Annotated in this window: 14 protein-coding genes; 5 read left to right on the top strand and 9 right to left on the bottom strand. The window is 72.2% G+C overall.

Annotated features, from left to right (window positions below; translation table 11 throughout):
- Positions 1–60 precede the first annotated feature (60 nt).
- Positions 61–588, top strand: a complete 528-nt coding sequence (locus ACFZCD_RS06860; protein ID WP_391828646.1) for a PadR family transcriptional regulator — start codon at positions 61–63, stop codon at positions 586–588.
- Complete coding sequence (locus ACFZCD_RS06855) at positions 588–1,130, top strand: RNA 2'-phosphotransferase (RefSeq protein ID WP_391828644.1); 543 nt, start codon at positions 588–590, stop codon at positions 1,128–1,130. Before ACFZCD_RS06860 ends, ACFZCD_RS06855 begins: the two co-directional genes overlap by 1 nt.
- 70 nt (positions 1,131–1,200) lie before the next feature.
- Here ACFZCD_RS06855 and ACFZCD_RS06850 read toward each other — a convergent pair whose 3' ends face one another.
- From ACFZCD_RS06850 to ACFZCD_RS06840, 3 genes are all read right to left on the bottom strand, one after another.
- On the bottom strand, positions 1,201–1,785 hold the full coding sequence (locus tag ACFZCD_RS06850; protein ID WP_391828642.1) for a hypothetical protein: 585 nt from the start codon (positions 1,783–1,785) through the stop codon (positions 1,201–1,203).
- A gap of 78 nt (positions 1,786–1,863) precedes the next feature.
- Positions 1,864–2,775 (bottom strand): zinc metalloprotease HtpX, encoded by a 912-nt coding sequence (gene htpX / locus ACFZCD_RS06845; protein WP_391828641.1) that lies wholly within the window; start codon positions 2,773–2,775, stop codon positions 1,864–1,866.
- A 117-nt stretch (positions 2,776–2,892) separates the two neighbouring features.
- Entirely contained in the window at positions 2,893–3,795 is a 903-nt protein-coding gene (locus ACFZCD_RS06840) for an LLM class flavin-dependent oxidoreductase (protein ID WP_391828640.1), read from the bottom strand.
- A gap of 117 nt (positions 3,796–3,912) precedes the next feature.
- On the opposite strand from ACFZCD_RS06840, the gene ACFZCD_RS06835 reads away from it, so the two are divergent.
- Positions 3,913–4,803 (top strand): HAD hydrolase family protein, encoded by an 891-nt coding sequence (locus tag ACFZCD_RS06835; protein ID WP_391828638.1) that lies wholly within the window; start codon positions 3,913–3,915, stop codon positions 4,801–4,803.
- A 51-nt stretch (positions 4,804–4,854) separates the two neighbouring features.
- On the opposite strand, the gene ACFZCD_RS06830 is transcribed toward ACFZCD_RS06835, so the two are convergent.
- The 6 genes from ACFZCD_RS06830 to hisC form a co-directional block, all read right to left on the bottom strand.
- On the bottom strand, positions 4,855–5,979 hold the full coding sequence (locus ACFZCD_RS06830; RefSeq protein ID WP_391828637.1) for a peptidoglycan DD-metalloendopeptidase family protein: 1,125 nt from the start codon (positions 5,977–5,979) through the stop codon (positions 4,855–4,857).
- A gap of 174 nt (positions 5,980–6,153) precedes the next feature.
- Complete coding sequence (locus ACFZCD_RS06825) at positions 6,154–7,842, bottom strand: GAF domain-containing sensor histidine kinase (RefSeq protein ID WP_391829008.1); 1,689 nt, start codon at positions 7,840–7,842, stop codon at positions 6,154–6,156.
- 93 nt (positions 7,843–7,935) lie between these two features.
- On the bottom strand, positions 7,936–11,622 hold the full coding sequence (gene cydD, locus ACFZCD_RS06820) for a thiol reductant ABC exporter subunit CydD (RefSeq protein WP_391828635.1): 3,687 nt from the start codon (positions 11,620–11,622) through the stop codon (positions 7,936–7,938).
- 42 nt (positions 11,623–11,664) lie between these two features.
- Positions 11,665–12,672, bottom strand: a complete 1,008-nt coding sequence (gene cydB, locus ACFZCD_RS06815; RefSeq protein ID WP_391828633.1) for a cytochrome d ubiquinol oxidase subunit II — start codon at positions 12,670–12,672, stop codon at positions 11,665–11,667.
- A 96-nt stretch (positions 12,673–12,768) separates the two neighbouring features.
- Complete coding sequence (locus ACFZCD_RS06810; RefSeq protein WP_391828631.1) at positions 12,769–14,346, bottom strand: cytochrome ubiquinol oxidase subunit I; 1,578 nt, start codon at positions 14,344–14,346, stop codon at positions 12,769–12,771.
- Between the two features lie 288 nt (positions 14,347–14,634).
- On the bottom strand, positions 14,635–15,714 hold the full coding sequence (gene hisC, locus ACFZCD_RS06805) for a histidinol-phosphate transaminase (RefSeq protein WP_391828629.1): 1,080 nt from the start codon (positions 15,712–15,714) through the stop codon (positions 14,635–14,637).
- A gap of 521 nt (positions 15,715–16,235) precedes the next feature.
- Here hisC and ACFZCD_RS06800 point away from each other — a divergent pair.
- Both ACFZCD_RS06800 and ACFZCD_RS06795 read left to right on the top strand, forming a co-directional pair.
- On the top strand, positions 16,236–17,345 hold the full coding sequence (locus tag ACFZCD_RS06800; protein ID WP_391828627.1) for a LacI family DNA-binding transcriptional regulator: 1,110 nt from the start codon (positions 16,236–16,238) through the stop codon (positions 17,343–17,345).
- Positions 17,346–17,774: 429 nt separating this feature from the next.
- On the top strand, positions 17,775–18,887 hold the full coding sequence (locus ACFZCD_RS06795; protein WP_391828625.1) for a metallophosphoesterase: 1,113 nt from the start codon (positions 17,775–17,777) through the stop codon (positions 18,885–18,887).
- The last annotated feature ends 70 nt before the right edge of the window (positions 18,888–18,957 follow it).

Raw genomic sequence — 18,957 nt, 5'->3', positions numbered from 1 at the left:
CATGTCGAAAGTAGAGGGTCTTCCCTCGACATGTCAACTGTGGAAGGTAGAGTGGGGCTCATGAGCCTGAGACACGCGATGCTGGGCCTGCTGGCCGACCGGCCGGCCAGCGGGTACGACCTGATGAAGCGGTTCGAGACCTCGCTGAGCAACGTCTGGCCGGCGACTCAGAGCCAGGTCTACGGAGAGCTGGGCAAGCTCACGAAGGCCGGTCTGCTGGAGGTCGCGGCGGAGGGCCCGCGCGGCCGCAAGGAGTACGCGATCACGGAAGAGGGCCGCGCCGAGCTGCGCCGCTGGCTCACCGAGACCAAGCCCGACCCGGTGCGGCGGAGCGATGTCCTGCTGCGCGTCTTCTTCCTCAACCACCTCACGCCCGTGGAGGCCACCGCCTACCTCATGGGCGAGGCCGAGCGCGCCGCGGGCCAGCACAGGGTGCTGAAGGAGGTGGAGCGTAACGTCGACTGGGGCGACGACCCGCTGTCCGTGAACGGCCGGCTGGCCCTCGAGTACGGCCTGCGCTTCATGACCATGCGCGAGGAGTGGGCCCGCTGGGCCGTCGAGGAGCTCGGGAAGGCCCGGGACCGGTGATGGACGCACAGCGCGCGACGCGCATCTCGAAGTACCTGGCCAAGCACCTGCGCCATGAGCCCGGCCGCATCGGCATCACCCTGGACGCACAGGGCTGGACGTCCGTCGGCTCCCTGCTGGAGGCGAGCGCCGCCCACGGCTTCCCCTTCAGCCGGACCGAGCTGGAGGAGGTCGTCGCCGCGAACGACAAACAGCGCTACACCCTCGACGGCGACCGCGTCCGGGCCAATCAGGGCCATTCCCTACCGGTCGACCTCGGGCTGCCGGCCACCGAACCGCCCCCGGTGCTCTTCCACGGCACGGTGTCGCGGTCCGTCGCGGCCATCAGGGCCGAAGGCCTGCGCCCCATGACCCGCCACGCCGTGCACTTGTCCGCCGACCGCGAGACGGCGGTGCGCGTGGGCGCCCGCCGCGGAAAGGCGGTGGTCCTGACCGTGGACGCGTACGGGATGCACCGGGCGGGCCACGTCTTCCGCGTGAGCGAGAACGGGGTGTGGCTGGTGGAGCGGGTTCCGGCCGCGTTCCTGCGGTTCCCCGGCTGAGTCCGCGCCCGGTCGCAGCCGGGTGCCCGGCCCGGTGGGGCGTCCGCTCCCCGGCCGGGCGCGCGGCGGCTCACAGGCCGGGCGCGCCCCACACCGGGAACCAGCGGGCCAGGTCCTCCTCGATACGCAGGTCGTCCGCCAGCAGCGCCCGCACCTGCAGTTCCAGGCCGTTGTCCCGCTTGTCCTCCGCGCCCGCCAGAGGCGCGAAGGGGTAGAACGTGCCGCGCTTGTAGAGGTAGACCAGCGCCAGCGGGCGCCCGTCCGTCCTGCGGAAGCCCATGAGCGAGCAGAGGAGCTGCGGCCCGAAACCGCCCTCCTGGAGCAGGGTGTTGACCGCGTGCAGGTCATTGACGAGTGCGGCCGTGTCCTCGGGCGGCTGCCGTGCGAGCAGCCATGTGTAGCCGTACCCGTCCTGGCTGAACTCGACGGGCTCCCCGCCGCGCTCGGTGTCCGCGTCCAGCAGGTCCCGTACGTCCTGCTGCAGCCGGCCGAAGGCCCCGCCCTCCACGCTGGCGAAACAGACCGAGCCCAGCCCGGTCGGGGTGAAGCCGGCGCCCGCCTCGAGGGTGACCGCGGCGGACGGCAGGGCGAAGAGCTGGTCGAGGTCGGGGCGGACCGGCTTGCTGCGGCCGAGGATGGCATCCAGGAAACCCACGGGCACGCGCTCCTTTCCGGGAGGCGAAGGCGATCGGGGCCGTCGGCGGGAGCCTTCGGCGGGGACCGGCGGTGGCCGTCAGGGGCGTCCGAGCTGGGCCGAGATCCGGCCGAGCTGCTCCAGCCGCTGTTCCAGCGTCGGGTGGGAGGACAGCAGCCGGCTGAAGCTCTCCTTGGAGAAGGCGGGCGCGAAGTAGAAGGCGTTGAACGGCTCGGCCTGCCGGAGATCGCGGGTGGGGATCCGTGCCATCTCACCGGTGACCTTGGTCAGGGCGGCCGCCAGGGCGGACGGCCGGCCGGTCAGCAGGGCGCCCGCGCGGTCGGCGGACAGCTCCCGGTAGCGCGACAGCAAGCGGGTAAGCAGGAAGCTGATGGCGTAGACGACGGCGCTGATCAGCGGGATCAGCACGACCAGCACGGCCGTGTTGCTGTCGCGGCCGCCCACGCGGCGGAGGCCGCCCCACAGCCCGACGCGGGTGATGATCCCGGCCAGCACGCCCAGGAAGGAGGCGATGGTCATGACGGCGACGTCGCGGTGGGCCACGTGGGAGAGCTCGTGGGCGAGCACGCCCTCCAGCTCCTCCGGCTCCAGCCTGCGCAGCAGTCCGGTGGTCGCGCAGACCAGGGCGTTCTTGCGGTTGCGCCCGGTGGCGAAGGCGTTCGGCACGTCGCTGTCGGCGATGGCCACGCGGGGCTTGGGCATGTCCGCGAGGGCGCACAGGCGGTCGACGGCACCGTGCAGCTCGGGCGCCTGCTCGGGGGTGACCTCGCGCGCCCCCATGCTGAAGGCGGCGATCCGGTCGCTGAACCAGAACTGCGCGACGAACAGGCCGCCCGCCAGGAGCAGGATGAGCGGCCAGGCACCGCGCAGCAGTGCCAGGAGGACGCCCACGAAGACCACGTAGAGCAGCCCGATGAAGAACATCGTGCTCACCATGCGGGTGGTCAGCCCCCGGTCGGGGGCGAATCGGGTGCTCTTCGAGGAGCGCATGGGAAACCTCCAAGGCGGCGGCTCTCTGTGGAACACGCCCCCGGTAGGTGTCTATGCCCTGATTCTCCCTCCGCACCGATCGCGGAGGGAATCCCCCGGGCCGGCCGGGCGACCGGATCAGCCGGCGAGCTGTGCGAGTCCGTCCGTGGCGATCTTCTCGAAGACCGCCACGTCCGCGGCGAAGACCGAATCGGCGATCGGCCAGTGCACCACGATCTCGTCGATGCCGAGCTCCGCGTGCGAGCCGGCGAAGTCGACGAAGGCGCCCAGGGAGTCCAGCGGGCGGTCCGGGCTGAAGCCCGTCAGCATCGTCTTCCCCAGCTCCGAGACGTCCCGGCCCAGCTCCGCGCAGGTCGCGCCGAGCCGCTCGATCTGGCGCGCGACGGCCGCCCGGGACTGCTCCGGCGTGCCGGTCTCGTACAGCTTCGGGTCGCCCGTCGTCACCCACGCCTGCCCGTACCGCGCGGCGAGCTTCATGCCGCGCGGGCCCGTGGCCGCCACGGCGAAGGGCAGCCGGGGCCGCTGCACGCAGCCGGGGATGTTGCGCACCTCGAAGGCCGAGTAGTGCTCGCCCTCGTGCGTGACGACGTCCTCGGTGAGCAGGCGGTCGAGCAGCGGTACGAACTCTCCGAAGCGGTCGGCCCGCTCCCGCGGCGTCCACGGCTCCTGGCCGTCCTTCAGCAGCGCCGTGGCATCGAAACCCGAGCCCCCGGCCCCCACGCCGAGCGTGATGCGGCCGCCCGAGATGTCGTCCAAGGAGATGAGCTCCTTGGCCAGAGTGACGGGATGCCGGAAATTGGGCGACGTGACGAGCGTGCCCAGGCGCATCCGGGAGGTGGCGGCCGCGGCCGCCGTCAGCGTGGGGATCGCGCCGAACCACGGCCCGTCCCGGAAGGTCCGCCACGACAGGTGGTCGTAGGTGTAGGCGGTGTGGAAGCCCAGCTCCTCCGCGCGCTGCCAGGCGGCCCGGCCGCCCTCGGACCAGCGGCGGTCGGGAAGGATCACGGTGCTCAGTCGCATGACACCGAGCCTAGGCGGTGGAACCGGTGCACCCTCCGTGACAACGGCCACAGCCCCGGCCTGAACGCATACGCGGAACGACGCACACCTGTGCGTCGCATATGCCTGTGACCCAGAATGGAACCTGTGACTTCAGCTACCGAGCAGCCCGAGACCCCGGCCGCCCCGCGGCCCGCCGACATCCCCCGGCTGATCGCCACCGACCTGGACGGCACGCTGCTGCGGGACGACAAGACGGTCTCCGAGCGTACGGTGGCGGCGCTCGCCGCGGCCGAGGCTGCGGGCATCGAGGTCTTCTTCGTCACCGGCCGCCCGGCACGCTGGATGGACGTGGTCAGCGACCACGTCCACGGTCACGGCCTGGCGATATGCGCCAACGGCGCCGCGGTCGTCGACCTGCGCGACGGCGCGCGCTTCGTCGACATCCACCCCCTGGGGAGCGCCGACGCACTCGCCATCGTGCACGCCGTACGCGCCGCCGCCCCGGGCTCCTCGTTCGCCGTCGAGCGCACCTCCGGCTTCCACTACGAGCCCGCCTACCCGCCGTTCTTCCTCGACCCGTGCGCCGTCGTCGCCCCGGCGGAGAAGCTCCTGGGCGAGGACAGCGGCTACACCGAGCCGATCATCAAGCTGCTGGCCAGCCACCCGGAACTCGGCCCGGACGAGTTCCTCTCGATCGCCCGCGCGGCAGCCGGGGCGCACGGCTCCTTCACCCGGTCCAGTCCGACCGCCCTGCTGGAGATCAGCGGCCTGGGGGTCAGCAAGGCCAGCACCCTGGCGCGCTGCTGCGCCGAGCGCGGCATCTCCCCCGAAGAAGTCGTGGCCTTCGGTGACATGCCCAACGACCTGGAGATGCTCGGCTGGGCCGGTACGGCGTACGCGATGGCGAACGCCCACCCCGACGTGCTGGCGGTCACCGCGCACCACACCGCCGCCAACTCCGAGGACGGCGTCGCGATGGTCATCGAGCAGATCCTGCAGGGCCGCACCGCAGGGGAGCTCCGCTAGCCGCGCCCTCAGGGCCCGCGGGCATCCCCGTGCGGCCGGGCCCTCGGCCGCCTACAGCCGTACTCCCCGGGCATTCAGCCACGGCACGGGGTCGACCGCCGAGCCGAACTCGGGCGAGGTGCGGATCTCGAAGTGCAGGTGCGGTCCGGTGGAGTTGCCGGTCGTCCCCGACAGCCCGATCCACTGGCCGGCACGCACCTGCTGGCCGGGGCTCACGAACATCGCCGCCAGGTGCGCGTACTGCGAGTACCAGCCGTCGTCGTGCTGCACGACCAGGCTGATGCCGAACGCCCCTCCGCAACCGGTCGCGACCACCGTCCCGGCACCGATCGACCGCACGGGCGTGCCGGCCGGCACGGCGAAGTCCTGCCCGCTGTGCGTGCTCGCCCAGTTGGCCCCTACACCTCCGAAGCCCGCGGTCAGCTGGTACGAGGTCACCGGCCGCGTCCAGCGCCCGTTCGCCTGCGCCACAGCCTGGTCCTTGGCCGTCCCGTCGCCCGCGGCCGCACGGCTGAGCGTGGTGCAGTGGCCGCTCTCGACGGCCGCCTGCGCCATGCTGTTGAGGTCTCCGCGGGCCGCCGCGAGGCGAGCCTCGACGGCCTGCACGTGCTCCTGCAGCCGCTCGCTGTCCTTGTCGATCCCGGACCGTTCGGCGGCCAGCTGCTCCTCCTCCGCGGCCAGGCTCCGGTTCCTGCGGCTGTACTCGTCCAGCATCCGTGCGAGCCGCGCACGGCGCCGCGCGTCGGGCACCTGCAGAGCCATCAGTTCGATGGGGTCCTCAAGGGCCGCTTCGTCGGCGGGGACGGTGGTGAAGCCCTCCATGCGGTACTGCGCACGGGCGGCCGACCCCAGGTCCTCGCGCAGGGTGTCGGAGACGGCTCTCCGGTCCTGCAGCTGCCGGCCTATTTCCCGGACCCGCGCCTTGTGCGCCTCGGCCTCGCGCCGGGCCTGCTCGTACCGGTTCCGGGCGTCCTCCGCCTCCCGGGTCAGGCGGAGCACCTCCGAGGTGACCCGGGTGGCGCGGTCCGGAGCGCGCACGGTGCCCGGCGGCCCGGGCGGGAGTGACGGAAATCCGAGCGCGCACACGCTGCAGAGCACGCACAGGACGGAGAGGACCACGGCGCCGGCCTTCGGCAGCAGACGCGGCCCGCGTATCGGAACGCACAGGCGTCGCATGGACGCGATCTTGTCGCGTGTCCTGCGCGAGCGCGCCCGCTGAGGTCCGTTCGATGGACCTCCTGCGGCCGGACGGGCGACCGGAGCGGCGCCCGGCAGTGCTCCGCTGCGGAGCACGGACGCTCCCGTGGACGGCCTCTCCCGGAGGGCTTCCGGACGCGCCTTCCCAAGGATTCACAGGGGCGCTTCCCACACCACCCGCGTGCCGCCCCCGTCCTCCCCGAGCCCCGGCCCGTACGAGCTGGAGCCGCCCAGCGACTCGGCGCGCTTGGCGAGGTTCTTCAGCCCGCTGCGCCGGCCGCCCTCCGGGATGCCGACCCCGTCGTCCGCAACGGTCAGCCGTACCGCCGGTCTGCCGTCCGGGAGCGCGACCGTGGCGTCCACCACCACCTCCATGCGGGACGCGTGGGCGTGCCGGAACGCGTTGGAGAGCGCTTCGCGCAGCGCCGCGATGAGGTTCTTTCCGGTGAGCTCCCCGACCTTGGCGTCCACGGGGCCGACGAAGCTCGCGGAGGGCTGGAAGCCCAGCGGCACCGCCGCGGTGCCCAGCTCGCGCAGGACACGCGTACGGAGCCCCGCAGGAGCCTCCGCGGGCCCTTGCTGCAGCGCGAAGATGGCCGTACGGATCTCCTGGATGGTCACGTCCAGCTCGTCGACGGCCTGGCCGAGCTTCAGCTTCACGTCGGGGACGACGGCGTTGCGCTGGGCGCTCTCCAGCATCAGCCCGGTGGCGAACAGCCGCTGGATGACGAGGTCGTGCAGGTCGCGGGCGATGCGGTCGCGGTCCTCGTAGACGGCCAGCCGCTCGCGGTCGCGCTGGGCCTCGGCCATGACGAGCGCCAGGGCCGCCTGGGCGGCGAACTGGGCGGCGAGGGTGCGTTCGGCCGGTGTGAACTTGCGGGCGCCGCGCGCCCGCGGCGTCGCGAGCGTCCCGAGCACCCGGTCGCCGCTCTTGAGCGGCAGCAGCATGCTCGGGCCGAAGCGGGGCGCCACCTCCGTGATCATGCGCGGGTCGGTGGCGGAGTCGTCGATGAAGACCGGTTCGCCGGCGAGCAGGTGCGAGACGACCGGGCTGTGGGGCGGCATCACCGTGCCCAGCAGACCGGACGGGTCGTCGGCGGAGACGGCCACCATCTCCAGCCCGCCGTCGCCGTCCGGCAGGAGCACGATGCCCGCGGCCGAGTCGGCGAGGCGGCGCGCCTGCTCGGCGACGACGGACAGCGCGTCCTCGGCGTCGCCTCGCGACAGCAGGGCCGTCGTGACGGCCACCGAGCCGTCGATCCAGCGCATGCGCTGGCGCTCCTCGTCGTGCACGCGCGCATTGCCGATTGCGATGCCGGCCTCCGTCGCCAGGATCTTCACCATGTTCAGGTCGGCGAGGCTGAACTCGCCGCCGTCCCGCTTCTCGGTGAGGTAGAGGTTGCCGAAGATCTCCGCCCCGACGCGGATGGGCACGCCCAGGAAGGTGCGCATCGGCGGGTGCTCCGGCGGGAAGCCTGCCGAGCGCGGGTCCGACGAGAGGTCGGTGAGCATCACGGGCGCGGGCTGGTGGATGAGGGCTCCGAGCAGCCCGTGATGGCCGTCGGGGAGGGCGCCGATGCGCTCGTGCTGCTCCTTGGTCACGCCGTAGGTGATGAAGTCGGCCAAGCCCTCGCCGGTGGAGTCGATGACGCCGATGGCGGCATAGCGGGCGTCGGCGAGCTCGGCGGCGGTCCGGGTGATGCGGTCGAGGGTGCTGTGCAGCTCCAGGCCGGTGCCGACCGACCGCATCGCCTCCAGCAGCTGCGGGATGCGCGCGGTGAGCTCCGTGGACATGCCCTGAAGGCTGCGGGTGGCCTCCGTGGCGATGGCCAGGGGGTCCATCAGGCTCGGCCCGCTCCTGGCCGCCCCGGACCCGGAGGAGCCGGTGGCGGCCCGAGGGCCGTGCTCGTCTGCCGTGGCTGCCATACCAAGAGCCTAGTAAGCCCCATTTGTCAGGGAAAGCGCTTCCAGACCGGTGTCCGCCGCGGCCTCGCGCTCCAGCATCCGCCGGAACGGCCCGTCCACGCCCGCCAGCGCCTCGTAGGGGCCTCGCTGGACCGTCCGCCCCCGCTCCAGCACGATCACCTCGTCGACCGCCTCCAGGCCCGTCAGCCGGTGCGTGATGAGCAGGGTCGTGCGGCCTTCGGTGGCCGCCAGCAGGTCGGCGGTCAGCGCGTCCGCGGTCGGCACGTCGAGGTGCTCGGCCGGCTCGTCGAGCACCAGCACGGGGAAGTCCGCGAGCAGCGCGCGGGCAAGCGCGAGCCGCTGCCGCTGCCCGCCGGACAGCCGTGCCCCGTGCTCCCCGACCAGCGTGTCGATCCCCTGCGGGAGACCGTCGACCCACTCCAGGAGGCGCGCCGACCGCAGGGCTTCGCGCAGATCGGCCTCACTCGCCTCCGGCCGGGCGAGGCGCAGGTTCTCGCGCAGGGAACTGTCGAAGATGTGCGCGTCCTGCGCACACAGCCCCACCGGACGGCGCACCGCTTCCCCCGTCATGGGTGCCGTGTCCCTGCCCGCGAGGGTGTACGTACCGGCCTCCGCGTCCAGGAAGCGCAGCATCACCTGTGCGAGCGTCGTCTTGCCCGCGCCGGACCGCCCCACCACGGCCACCCTGCGACCCGCTTCGAGCTCCAGCCCGAACTCCTCCAGGGCGGGGGCGGGCTGCCCCGGGTAGCGCGCCGTCAAGCCGGTCAGTCGCAGGGGGAAGGGTGAGCCGGGTGCGTCTGCCGTCCCTTCCCGTACGGGCGGAGGCGCGTCCAGCACCTCGTAGACCCGCTCCGCGGAGCGCCGTACGCGCTGCCGGTACTGCACTGCGAGCGGGAGCCCGGCCACCGCCTCGAACGCGGCCAGGGGAGTCAGCACGACCACGGCCAGCCACAGGCCGTCCAGCCGGCCGTCGTGCACGGCCGTCACTCCCGTCCAGGCGGCGGCAGCGACCGTCAGGCCGCACGCGAGGGCGGAGAGACCGGAGCCGAGCGCCGTGGCCGCCGCGGCACGCCGGGCGATACGGGTGAGCCTGCCGTCCGCCGCACGCAGTCCGTTCAGCCGCTCGGGCAGGGCACCGGCCACGGTCAGCTCGTCCGTACCGGCCAGGACATCGACCACCTGCACGGACAACTCACCGCGCGCAGAAGCGGACTGGCGCTCCGCGCGGCGGGCGACCGTCCCGGACAGGAGCGGCACGGCCGCACCCGCGACCAGCAGCCCGGCGGCGAGCACCAGGCCGGCCTCCGGAAGCAACCAGGTCAGGAAGGCGACGGACGCACCCCCCACGAGGACCGCCGAGCCGAGCGGCAGCAGCCAGCGCAGGAAGTAGTCCTGCAGGGCGTCCACGTCCGCCACGAGCCGGGACAGCAGGTCGCCCCGGTGACTGTCGCGCAACCCGGCGGGCGCCAGGCGCTCCAGCCGCCGGTAGACCCCCACTCGCAGGCCCGCCAGGGCCCGCAGGGCGGCGTCATGGGAGATCAGGCGCTCGGCGTAGCGGAAGACGGCGCGCCCGATGCCGAACGCGCGGGTCGCGGTGACGGCGACCATCAGATAGAGCACGGGCGGTTGCTGCGAGGCCCGCGAGATGAGCCAGCCGGACACGGCCATCAGCCCCACGGCGCTGCCGAGAGCCAGGGCGCCCAGCAACAGGGCCAGGGCGAACCGGCCCCGCAGAGGGCGCCCGGCGGCGCGCACGCGCCCCAGAATGCGGGGAGGCCGCGGGCCGCGCACGGTGTCGCCCGGGTCGTCAGCGGGCCCGGCCGGCGCGGGGCCCCCGGCCCCCGGACCCTGCACGTCCAAGCTCTGCACGCCCAAGCTCTGTGTTTGGGGGCTCTGCGCCTCGGGCCTCTGCCCTTCCCAGCCGAGCGGTCCCGGTTCACCGGCCCGCTGCCCCGGCACCGCATCCCGCCCGGAAGCATCCAGCCCGGAAACACCCGGTCCGGAAGCGTCCCGCCCCGGGACCGGGCCAGAGACCGAGCCCGAGACCGGGCCGGCGACCGGACCGGCCAGCCGCACCGTCCGGTCGGCCACGGCGAGCAGCGCCGGCCGGTGCACGACCATGATCACGGTGCGCCCGGCGGCCAGCCGCCGGATCGCCTCGACGACCGAGGCCTCGGTCTCCCCGTCCAGGTTCGCCGTCGGCTCGTCCAGCAGCAGGACCGGCCGGTCGGCAAGGAACGCCCTTGCCAGTGCGATGCGTTGACGCTGACCGGCGGAGAGCCCGGCTCCGTTCTCGCCGAGCCGGGTGTCAGTGCCGTGGTGCAGCATGGTGACGAAGTCGAGCGCTCCGGCTGCGCGCAGTGCTTCGCGCACTTGCGCGTCCGTGGCGCCGGGCCGTGCCAGTCGTACGTTCTCGGCGACCGTCGCGGCGAAGAGACGGGGTCGTTGTGGGACCCAGGCCACCTGGTCCCGCCAGCTTTCGGGGGAGAGCGATGCCAGATCCGTACCGCCCACGAGCACCCGGCCGGCGGCCGGGCGGGCGAAGCCGAGCAGCACGTTCAGCAGGGTGGTCTTGCCGGAGCCGCTGGGGCCCACGAGGGCGACCGTCTCGCCGGGAGCCACTTCGAACGACGTTTCGGGCAGCGAGGGTTCGGCCCGTCCGGGGTGGCGCACCTCCAGCCGGTCGACTGTCAGGGCCGCCTGCCGGGCGTCGGGGGCCGGGGCGGTCCCCGCCGGGGCGGGCTCGGTCTCCAGGACGGCGAAGACCTCGTCCGCAGCCGCCAGGCCCTCGGCCGCGGCGTGGTACTGCGCGCCGACCTGCCGCAAGGGGAGGTAGGCCTCCGGAGCGAGCACCAGCACCATCAGCCCGGTGTACAGGTCGAGTTCGCCGTGCACGAGCCGCATGCCGATGCCGACGGCGACGAGCGCCACCGAAACCGTCGCGAGCAGTTCGAGGGCGAAGGAGGAGAGGAAGGCGATGCGCAGGGTCCGCAGGGTGGCCCGCCGGTAGTCGGCGGTGATCGTGCGGATCGATTCGGCCTGCGCCTTGGCCCGGCCGAAGACCTTGAGCGTGGGCAGTCCGGCGACGACGTCGAGGAAGTGCCCGGACAGCCGTGTCAGCAGCCGCCATTGGCGGTCCATCCGCGACTGGGTGGCCCAGCCGATGAGGATCATGAAGAGGGGGATGAGCGGCAGCGTGAGGACGATGATCAGCGCGGAGACCCAGTCCGCGGAGACGATACGGGCCAGGACGGCGACGGGGACGACGACGGCGAGGCCCAGCTGGGGCAGGTAGCGGGCGAAGTAGTCGTCGAGCGCGTCCACGCCGCGGGTAGCGAGGGTGGTGAGTTCGCCGGTCCTGCGCGCGTCCAGCCAGCCGGGCCCGAGCAGGGTGGCGCGGGTCAGCAGCCGGTCGCGCAGCTCGGACTTGACCGCCGCGCTCGCGCGGTGCGCGGCGAGTTCGGTGAGCCAGGACACGGCGGCGCGGCCGGCGGCCACGGCGGCCAGCAGCGCGAGGGCCGTGCCCAGGTCCCCCGAGGTCCGCCCGTTCTGGAAGGCACCGGTGACGATCTCCGCGACGAGCATCGCCTGGGCGATGACGAGACCGGCGCCCGCCAGCCCCAGGACGACGGAGGCGGCCAGGAAGAATCGGGTGGCCGTGGCGTACCTGAGCAGTCGGGGGTCGACGGGCTTCACGGGCCTGTCCTCCGTCCGTCGTCGCGGGTGGGTCCGGGCGCCCTAGTGGGCGGCCGGCGCCGGGATGTGCTGGGTGCCGATCCGCTTGCGGAAGACCCAGTACGTCCAGGCCTGGTAGGCGATGATCAGCGGCGTCGCGGGCACCGCCACCCAAGTCATGATCTTCAGGGTGTAGGGGCTGGAGGCGGCGTCGGCGACGGTCAGGCTCCAGGCGGGGTCGGCCGAGGAGGGCATGACGTCCGGGAAGAGCGCGAGGAAGATCAGCGCGAAGGCCGCGGCGACCGCCACGCCGGAGCACGCGAAGGCCCAGCCCTCGCGCCCGTAGTGGTTCATGACCAGTGCCACGGCCAGCGCCGCGACGGCGACGATCAGGGCGGGCAGGCTGCGTCCGTTGCCGGACTCGACCTGCGTCCAGCCGAGGAAGGCCACGGCGAGCACGCCCGAGGTCATCCCCAGCACGGTGGCGCGGGAGCGGGCCCGGTCGCGGATGTCGCCCACGGTCTTCAGCGCGGCGAAGACCGCGCCGTGGAAGGTGAACAGCACGAGGGTCAGGAGGCCGCCGAGGAGCGAGTACGGGCCGAAGAGGTCGGCGAGGGTGCCGGTGAAGTTCTTGTCCGGCCCGATCGGCACGCCACGGACGATGTTCGCGAAGACCACGCCCCAGAGGAAGGCGAGGAGCAGCGAGCTCCAGAAGATCACGTGCTCCCAGTTGCTCTGCCAGCGCTCACCGCTGCGCTTGTGGCGGTACTCGAAGGCGACGCCCCGCACGATCAGACAGACCAGGATGACCAGGAAAGGCAGGTAGAAGCCGCTGAACAGGGTCGCGTACCAGTCGGGGAACGCCGCGAAGGTCGCACCGGCCGCCGTGATCAGCCAGACCTCGTTGCCGTCCCAGACGGGCCCGATCGTGTTGATCAGGACCCGGCGCTCGGTGCGGTCCCGGGCCAGCAGCTTGGTCAGTACGCCTATGCCGAAGTCGAAGCCTTCGAGGAAGAAGTAGCCGGTCCACAGGACGGCGATCAGCAGGAACCAGAAGTCGTGGAGGTGCATGGTCGGTTCTCCGTTCCGTTCCGCCCCGTCGGCGGACGAAAGCGTCGGTCAGCGCATCCGTAGGCCGGCCGGCGCATCCGTACGCCGGCCGGTGCGTCAGTAGGCGAAGGTCAGCGGCTTGTCGGCGTCCTCGGGGCGCTCCCCCGCGCCGCCGGAGGGCAGCCGCAGTCGCGGGTCCTTCGCGGGCGGCTTCTCGTCGGTGTCCGGTCCGGCCTTGCCGTACTTCACGAGCAGCTTGACCTCGACCACGGCGAGCACCCCGTACAGCAGGGTGAAGACGCCCATGGAGGTGAGCACCTCGCCCTGGCTGACGCCCGGCGACACCGCGTCGGCGGTCTTCATCAGGCCGTAGACGCCCCAGGGCTGACGGCCCATCTCGGTGAAGATCCAGCCGAAGGAGTTGGCGATCAGCGGGAAGCCCATGGTCAGGATGCCGATCCGCCACGACCAGGCGGTGAGGAACGGGCTCATCTCGCGCGTCCGGGTCAGCATCAGCCGCGGGACCTCGGTCTCGCCCGTGCGGAACTCCGGCGCGAGCCAGAACTTCTTGCGGGTCGTCCACAGCCCGATCAGCCCGGCGACGAAGGAGGTCATCCCGAAGCCGATCATGAGCCGGAAGCCCCAGAAGGTCATGAAGATGCTGGGGATGTAGTCCTCCGGCTTGCCGCCGAACTGGGCTGCCTCGCGGGCGGCGATGTCGTTGATGCCGGGGACGGCCTCGGAGAAGTTGTTGTGGGCGAGGAAGGAGAGCAGGCCCGGGATCTCTATCTCGACGCTGTTGTGGCCCTTGCTGACGTCGCCGACGGCGAAGACCGAGAACGGCGCCGGCGCCTTGGTCTCCCACAGCGCCTCGGCCGCGGCCATCTTCATCGGCTGCTGCTCGAACATCACCTTGCCGAGTTCGTCGCCGCTGATCGCGGTGCCCATGCCCGCGATCACCGCGATGACGAGGCCGGTGCGCAGCGAGGTCCGCATGGCGCCGACCTGGCTGCGCTGCTTCTCGCCGAGCTCCTCGCCGCGCAGCTGCTTGCGCTTGGCGCGCCACAGGTGGAAGGAGGCGATGCCGACGATGAAGGCGCCGCCGGTGAGGAAGGCCGCGGTGAGGGTGTGGAAGACGACGACGAGCGTGGTGTTCTGGGTGAACACCGCCCAGACGTCGGTCAGGCGCGCCTTGCCTGTCGCCTTGTCTATGGCGTAGCCGATGGGGTGCTGCATCCAGGAGTTCGCGGCCAGGATGAAGTACGAGGAGAGCAGCGTGCCGACGGCGACGATCCAGATGCAGGCGCAGTGGATCTTCTTCGGCAGCTTGTCCCAGCCGAAGATCCACAGGCCGATGAAGGTCGACTCGAAGAAGAAGGCGAGCAGGGCCTCCATCGCGAGCGGGGCGCCGAAGACGTCGCCCACGAAGCGGGAGTAGTCCGACCAGTTCATGCCGAACTGGAACTCCTGGACGAGGCCGGTGACCACGCCCATCGCGATGTTGATCAGGAAGAGCTTTCCCCAGAACTTCGTGGCGTGGAAGTACTTGTCCTTGCCCGTCCGGACCCAGGCGGTCTCCAGACCTGCGGTGATCGCTGCGAGGCTGATCGTGAGCGGGACGAAGAGGAAGTGGTAGACGGTCGTGATGCCGAACTGCCAGCGGGCCAGCGTCTCAGGAGCCAAAGCCAGATTCACTCGGTCTCTCCTTGCCTGTCGCATCGCCGGCAACACGAGTCTCCGGCGTTATGCACCTGTATGCCCCAGGTAAAGCAGGACATTGAGGCGCGCTTGTGAACGCGTTCACATTCACAAGCATTATGGCGCACCCACTTTCCGGACAACTCAGGGGGGTACCCCCTTCGGCCCTAGCGCGGCCCGGCGCCCGCCCCGCGACCCGCACCCCTGCGCACGACCCACGCCGGACGCACGAACGCCGCACGCCCCGGGAGGGACATGCGGCGTTCGTCGCGCGCGGGCCTGCGGTCAGAGCTCCTTGCGGAACTCCTCGGCCGCCTTCAGGAAGATGTCGTTCGCTTCGGTCTCGCCGATCGTCACGCGCACACCCTCACCCGGGAACGGCCGCACGATCACCCCGGCCCGCTCGCACGCCTGCGCGAAGTCCACGGTCCGGTCCCCCAGCCGCAGCCACACGAAGTTCGCCTGCGTCGGCGCCACCGTCCAGCCCTGGCCGGTCAGCGCCTCCACGACGCGCGCCCGCTCCGCCACCAGCGCGTCGACCCGCTCGCGCAGGGCGTCCTCGCTGCGCAGCGACGCGACGGCGGCCTCCTGCGCGATCTGGCTCACGCCGAACGGCACGGCCGTCTTGCGCAGCGCCGCGGCCACCGGCTCGTGCGCCACGGCGAAGCCCACGCGGAGCCCGGCCAGGCCGTACGCCTTGGAGAACGTCCGCAGCACGCAGACGTTCGGCCGGTCACGGTAGAGCTCCAGACCGTTGGGGTAGTCGGGGTCGCGGACGAACTCGATGTACGCCTCGTCGAGCACCACCAGGATGCCGGAGGGCACGCGGTCGAGGAAGGACTCCAGCTCGGCCCGGTGCACCACGGTGCCCGTGGGGTTGTTGGGGTTGCAGACGAAGATCAGCCGGGTCCGGTCGGTGACCGCCGCCAGCATCGCCTCCAGGTCGTGGACCTCGTCACCCGTCAGCGGGACCTGCACCGGCGTGGCACCGGAGACCTGCGTGATGATCGGGTACGCCTCGAAGGACCGCCAGGCGTAGATCACCTCGTCGCCGGGGCCCGCCGTGGCCTGCACCAGCTGCTGGGCCACGCCCACCGAGCCGGTGCCGGTGGCCAGGTGCGTCAGCGGCACGGAGAAGCGCTCGGCCAGCTCGGCCATCAGCCCGGCGCAGGCCATGTCGGGGTAGCGGTTGAGGGAGCCGGCCGTGGAGACGGCCTTCTCCAGCACGCCCGGCAGCGGCGGATACGGGTTCTCGTTGGAGGACAGCTTGTACGCGACCGGCCCGTCGGCGGCGGCGGGCTTGCCCGGCTTGTAGGTGGGCACGTCGTCCAGCGCGGCGCGCAGCTTCGGGGTCTTCTCGGTCACCGCAGGTCCTCCACGAATAGCGGACATGAATACTGCACACCTTAAGAGGATTCACCGGGTCGGCGTCCAGAGCTGCGGGGTCCGGAGATGCGGGTCCGGAGACGGAGGCCCGCAGACGGGGACTCGGAGACGGGACCCGGCACAGCGGACCGGATCCACGCCCCCCCTGAGCCATGACTCCAGATCCATGACTCCGGAGCCATGAGTCCGGAGCCGCAGAATCCGTGAGCCACGCGCAGACACCCCCGAGCCGCCGCAGGGGGGAGCGCTTCCGTAAAAGCCGCGCGCCGGTGGCGGGCGCCGTGGCGCGCATCCCCCATGAAGGTGAGTTGAGACCTCTTCGAGACCTGGACCATTCACCAGGTGCGGATATGCCACAGGCCACCGGCCCGCCGCCGGTACCCGTAACCGGCTGCGTTTCCATGGTCATTGAAGGGAATTCCTCTTGCAGAAACGTCCCTGTCAACAGTCAAATAGGGCGCCCTGCCAACCGACCACCCGAGCCCTACTATCGGCTCGCCATGACAGCAGCAGGGAAGCATCAGGTGAGCCGGGCGGAACCATCCCGCAGGGGCAGCCGGCATGGACGTGCGGGCATCCGCGACGTGGCCGCCGCCGCCGGGGTTTCGATCACGACCGTCTCCGACGCGCTCAACGGCAAGGGCCGGCTACCGGACGCGACCCGCCGCCATGTCCGCGAGGTCGCCGACCGGCTGGGCTACCGCCCGTCGGCCGCGGCCCGCACCCTCCGTACGGGCAAGTCGGGGCTCATCGGCCTGACCGTGACCACGTACGGGGATGAACCTTTCACCTTCACCGAGTTCGCCTACTTCGCCGAGATGGCCCGGGCCGCCACCTCCGCCGCGCTGGCCCGCGGCTACGCCCTGGTCATCCTTCCCGCCACCTCCCGCCACGACGTGTGGTCCAACGTCGCCCTCGACGGCACCGTCGTCATCGACCCCTCCGACCACGATCCCGTGGTCTCCGACCTCGTCCGCCAGGGCATCCCCGTCGTCTCCGACGGCCGCCCCGCCGGCACGCTCCCCGTCACCGCCTGGGTGGACAACGACCACGAGGCCGCCGTCCTGGGCATCCTCGACCACCTCGCCGCCGCCGGCGCCCGCCGGATCGGCCTGCTGACCGGGACCAGCACCGACACGTACACCCGTCTCTCCACCCACGCCTACCTGCACTGGTGCGAGCGGGTCGGCCAGGACCCGGTCTACGAGAAGTACCCCGCCCACGACCCCTGCGCCGGCGCCGTGGCGGCCGACCGGCTGCTCGCCCGCCCCGACCGGCCCGACGCCGTCTACGGCCTCTTCGACCCCAACGGCACCGACCTGCTGGCCGCCGCCCGCCGCTACGGGCTGCGCGTCCCGGACGACCTGCTGCTCGTCTGCTGCAGCGAGTCCACGGTGTACGCCACCACCGAGCCGCCCATCACCACGCTCTCCCTCAAGCCGCGGCGCATCGGCACCGCGGTCGTCCAGCTGCTCATCGACGCCATCGAGGGGCTGGACAGCGGCCGGCCGGTCGAGCAGGTGATACCGACGGAGCTGATCGTCCGCACCTCCTCGCAGCGCCGCCCGCCGCGCACCACCGTCAGCCCGCCGCGCGGGCCCGTCGTCTGACCTCGGACGGCGGCCGGGGACGTGGCCTCGGACGGCGGTCCGGGAGGGTGACCTCCGGCACAGCCGGGCGCGGCCGTCCCGTCCCGGTGCGGACGCGCCCGCACCGGGACGGGACACGCCTGCTCCCGGGCCGATACGCGCCCACACCGGGGCGAAAACGTGCCCGTTCCCGGGCGGTCAACGCGCCGTTCTTCCCCTCCACCGCCTTCATCGGGCCGTGGGAAGGGCGCTCGGGGGGCGCACAGGCCCCGGGCGAATGGCTCAATTAGGGAGAAAAAACCGTCGTGCGCACTCTCCTGCCCCGATTCGCGGCCCCTGGTGCGTCACAAGCCGCGACGGTCATTCCTATGATGGGCGCACGACACCGCGGACCGCCGTCGACCAGGCAAGGTCCACAAGGTGCACGGCGGCGCAATGGTGGAGGGGTCGATGACTCAGGGGGCCGGTCAAGGACCCGCGGCACGGCACACGGCGGGCATCCCGCCCTTCCCCGGCTACGCCGCGCCTCCCGCGGCCTCCGGGCCCGCGTCCCCGTACGCGCAGTCCGCGCCGCCCGTGCAGCCGCCCATGGACGCTCCCGACGGCTACACGCCGACCGCGCGCGACCTGCCGGTGATCGCCCGCGGCGCCCGCCAGGCGGTCCCCCAGGACGTCCCCACGGTCGAGCTGACCCCGCTCACCGAGCCGCACCCGCCGGTCCCCCAGCAGCCTGCCCTGGGCCCGCTCTACGTCGTGGGCGACGTCCACGGCTATCTCGACGAGCTCTACGAGGCGCTGGCCGCGGAAGGCCTGATCGACGCCGCGGGCCACTGGGCCGCGGGCAACGCCCGCCTGTGGTTCCTCGGTGACTTCACCGACCGCGGTCCGGACGGCGTCGGCGTGATCGACCTCGTCATGCGCCTGTCGGCCGAGGCCGCGGCCGCCGGCGGCTACTGCAAGGCCCTCATGGGCAACCACGAGCTGCTGATCATCGGCGCGAAGCGGTTCGCCGACACGCCGGTCAACTCCGGGGCCGGAACGGCATCCTTCCAGGCGGCCTGGCTGCTCAACGGCGGCCAGCGCTCCGACATGGAGCGCCTGGAGGACCACCACCTGCAGTGGATGTCCCGCCTCGACGCCATGGCGAAGGAGGACGGGCACCTGCTGGTGCACTCCGACACCACCGCCTACCTGGAGTTCGGCGACTCCATCGAGGACGTCAACGACGCGATCACCGAGGCCCTGCAGCGCAACGACCCGGACGAGGTCTGGGACCTCTTCCGCAAGTTCACCAAGCGCTTCGCCTTCCGCGACGAGGACGCGGGCCCGGCGGCCGTGCGGGAGCTGCTGGGCACCTACGGCGGTGGCCGGATCGTGCACGGCCACAGCCCCATCCCGTACCTCCTGGGAGAGGTCGGCACGGAGGAACCGGAGGCCGAGGACGACGGAGCGCCGCTGGTGGACGGCCCGCACCTGTACGCGGACGGGCTCGCCCTGGCGATGGACGGCGGCGTCACGATGGCCGGAAAGCTGCTGGTCGTGCAACTTCCGCTGGCCGACTGAGGGTTCAGCGGGCAGGCGCACGGGCAGGTAGGGAGTTCCACCGCCGCGGGGGTAATTCGGGAAACACGCT

The sequence above is a fragment of the Streptomyces sp. NPDC008001 genome (genome assembly GCF_042958085.1).
GTDB lineage: Bacteria > Actinomycetota > Actinomycetes > Streptomycetales > Streptomycetaceae > Streptomyces.
This window is presented reverse-complemented; position numbering and strand designations above follow the sequence as displayed.

What these genes read in the sequence shown, in the direction of transcription:
- ACFZCD_RS06860 (WP_391828646.1), top strand. Translation starts at nt 61, where the DNA reads ATGAGCCTGAGACACGCGATGCTGGGCCTGCTGGCCGACCGGCCGGCC.
- ACFZCD_RS06855 (WP_391828644.1), top strand. Translation starts at nt 588, where the DNA reads ATGGACGCACAGCGCGCGACGCGCATCTCGAAGTACCTGGCCAAGCAC.
- htpX (WP_391828641.1), bottom strand. Translation starts at nt 2,775, where the DNA reads ATGCGCTCCTCGAAGAGCACCCGATTCGCCCCCGACCGGGGGCTGACC.
- ACFZCD_RS06840 (WP_391828640.1), bottom strand. Translation starts at nt 3,795, where the DNA reads ATGCGACTGAGCACCGTGATCCTTCCCGACCGCCGCTGGTCCGAGGGC.
- ACFZCD_RS06835 (WP_391828638.1), top strand. Translation starts at nt 3,913, where the DNA reads ATGGAACCTGTGACTTCAGCTACCGAGCAGCCCGAGACCCCGGCCGCC.
- ACFZCD_RS06830 (WP_391828637.1), bottom strand. Translation starts at nt 5,979, where the DNA reads ATGCGACGCCTGTGCGTTCCGATACGCGGGCCGCGTCTGCTGCCGAAG.
- ACFZCD_RS06825 (WP_391829008.1), bottom strand. Translation starts at nt 7,842, where the DNA reads ATGGACCCCCTGGCCATCGCCACGGAGGCCACCCGCAGCCTTCAGGGC.
- cydB (WP_391828633.1), bottom strand. Translation starts at nt 12,672, where the DNA reads ATGCACCTCCACGACTTCTGGTTCCTGCTGATCGCCGTCCTGTGGACC.
- ACFZCD_RS06800 (WP_391828627.1), top strand. Translation starts at nt 16,236, where the DNA reads ATGACAGCAGCAGGGAAGCATCAGGTGAGCCGGGCGGAACCATCCCGC.
- ACFZCD_RS06795 (WP_391828625.1), top strand. Translation starts at nt 17,775, where the DNA reads ATGACTCAGGGGGCCGGTCAAGGACCCGCGGCACGGCACACGGCGGGC.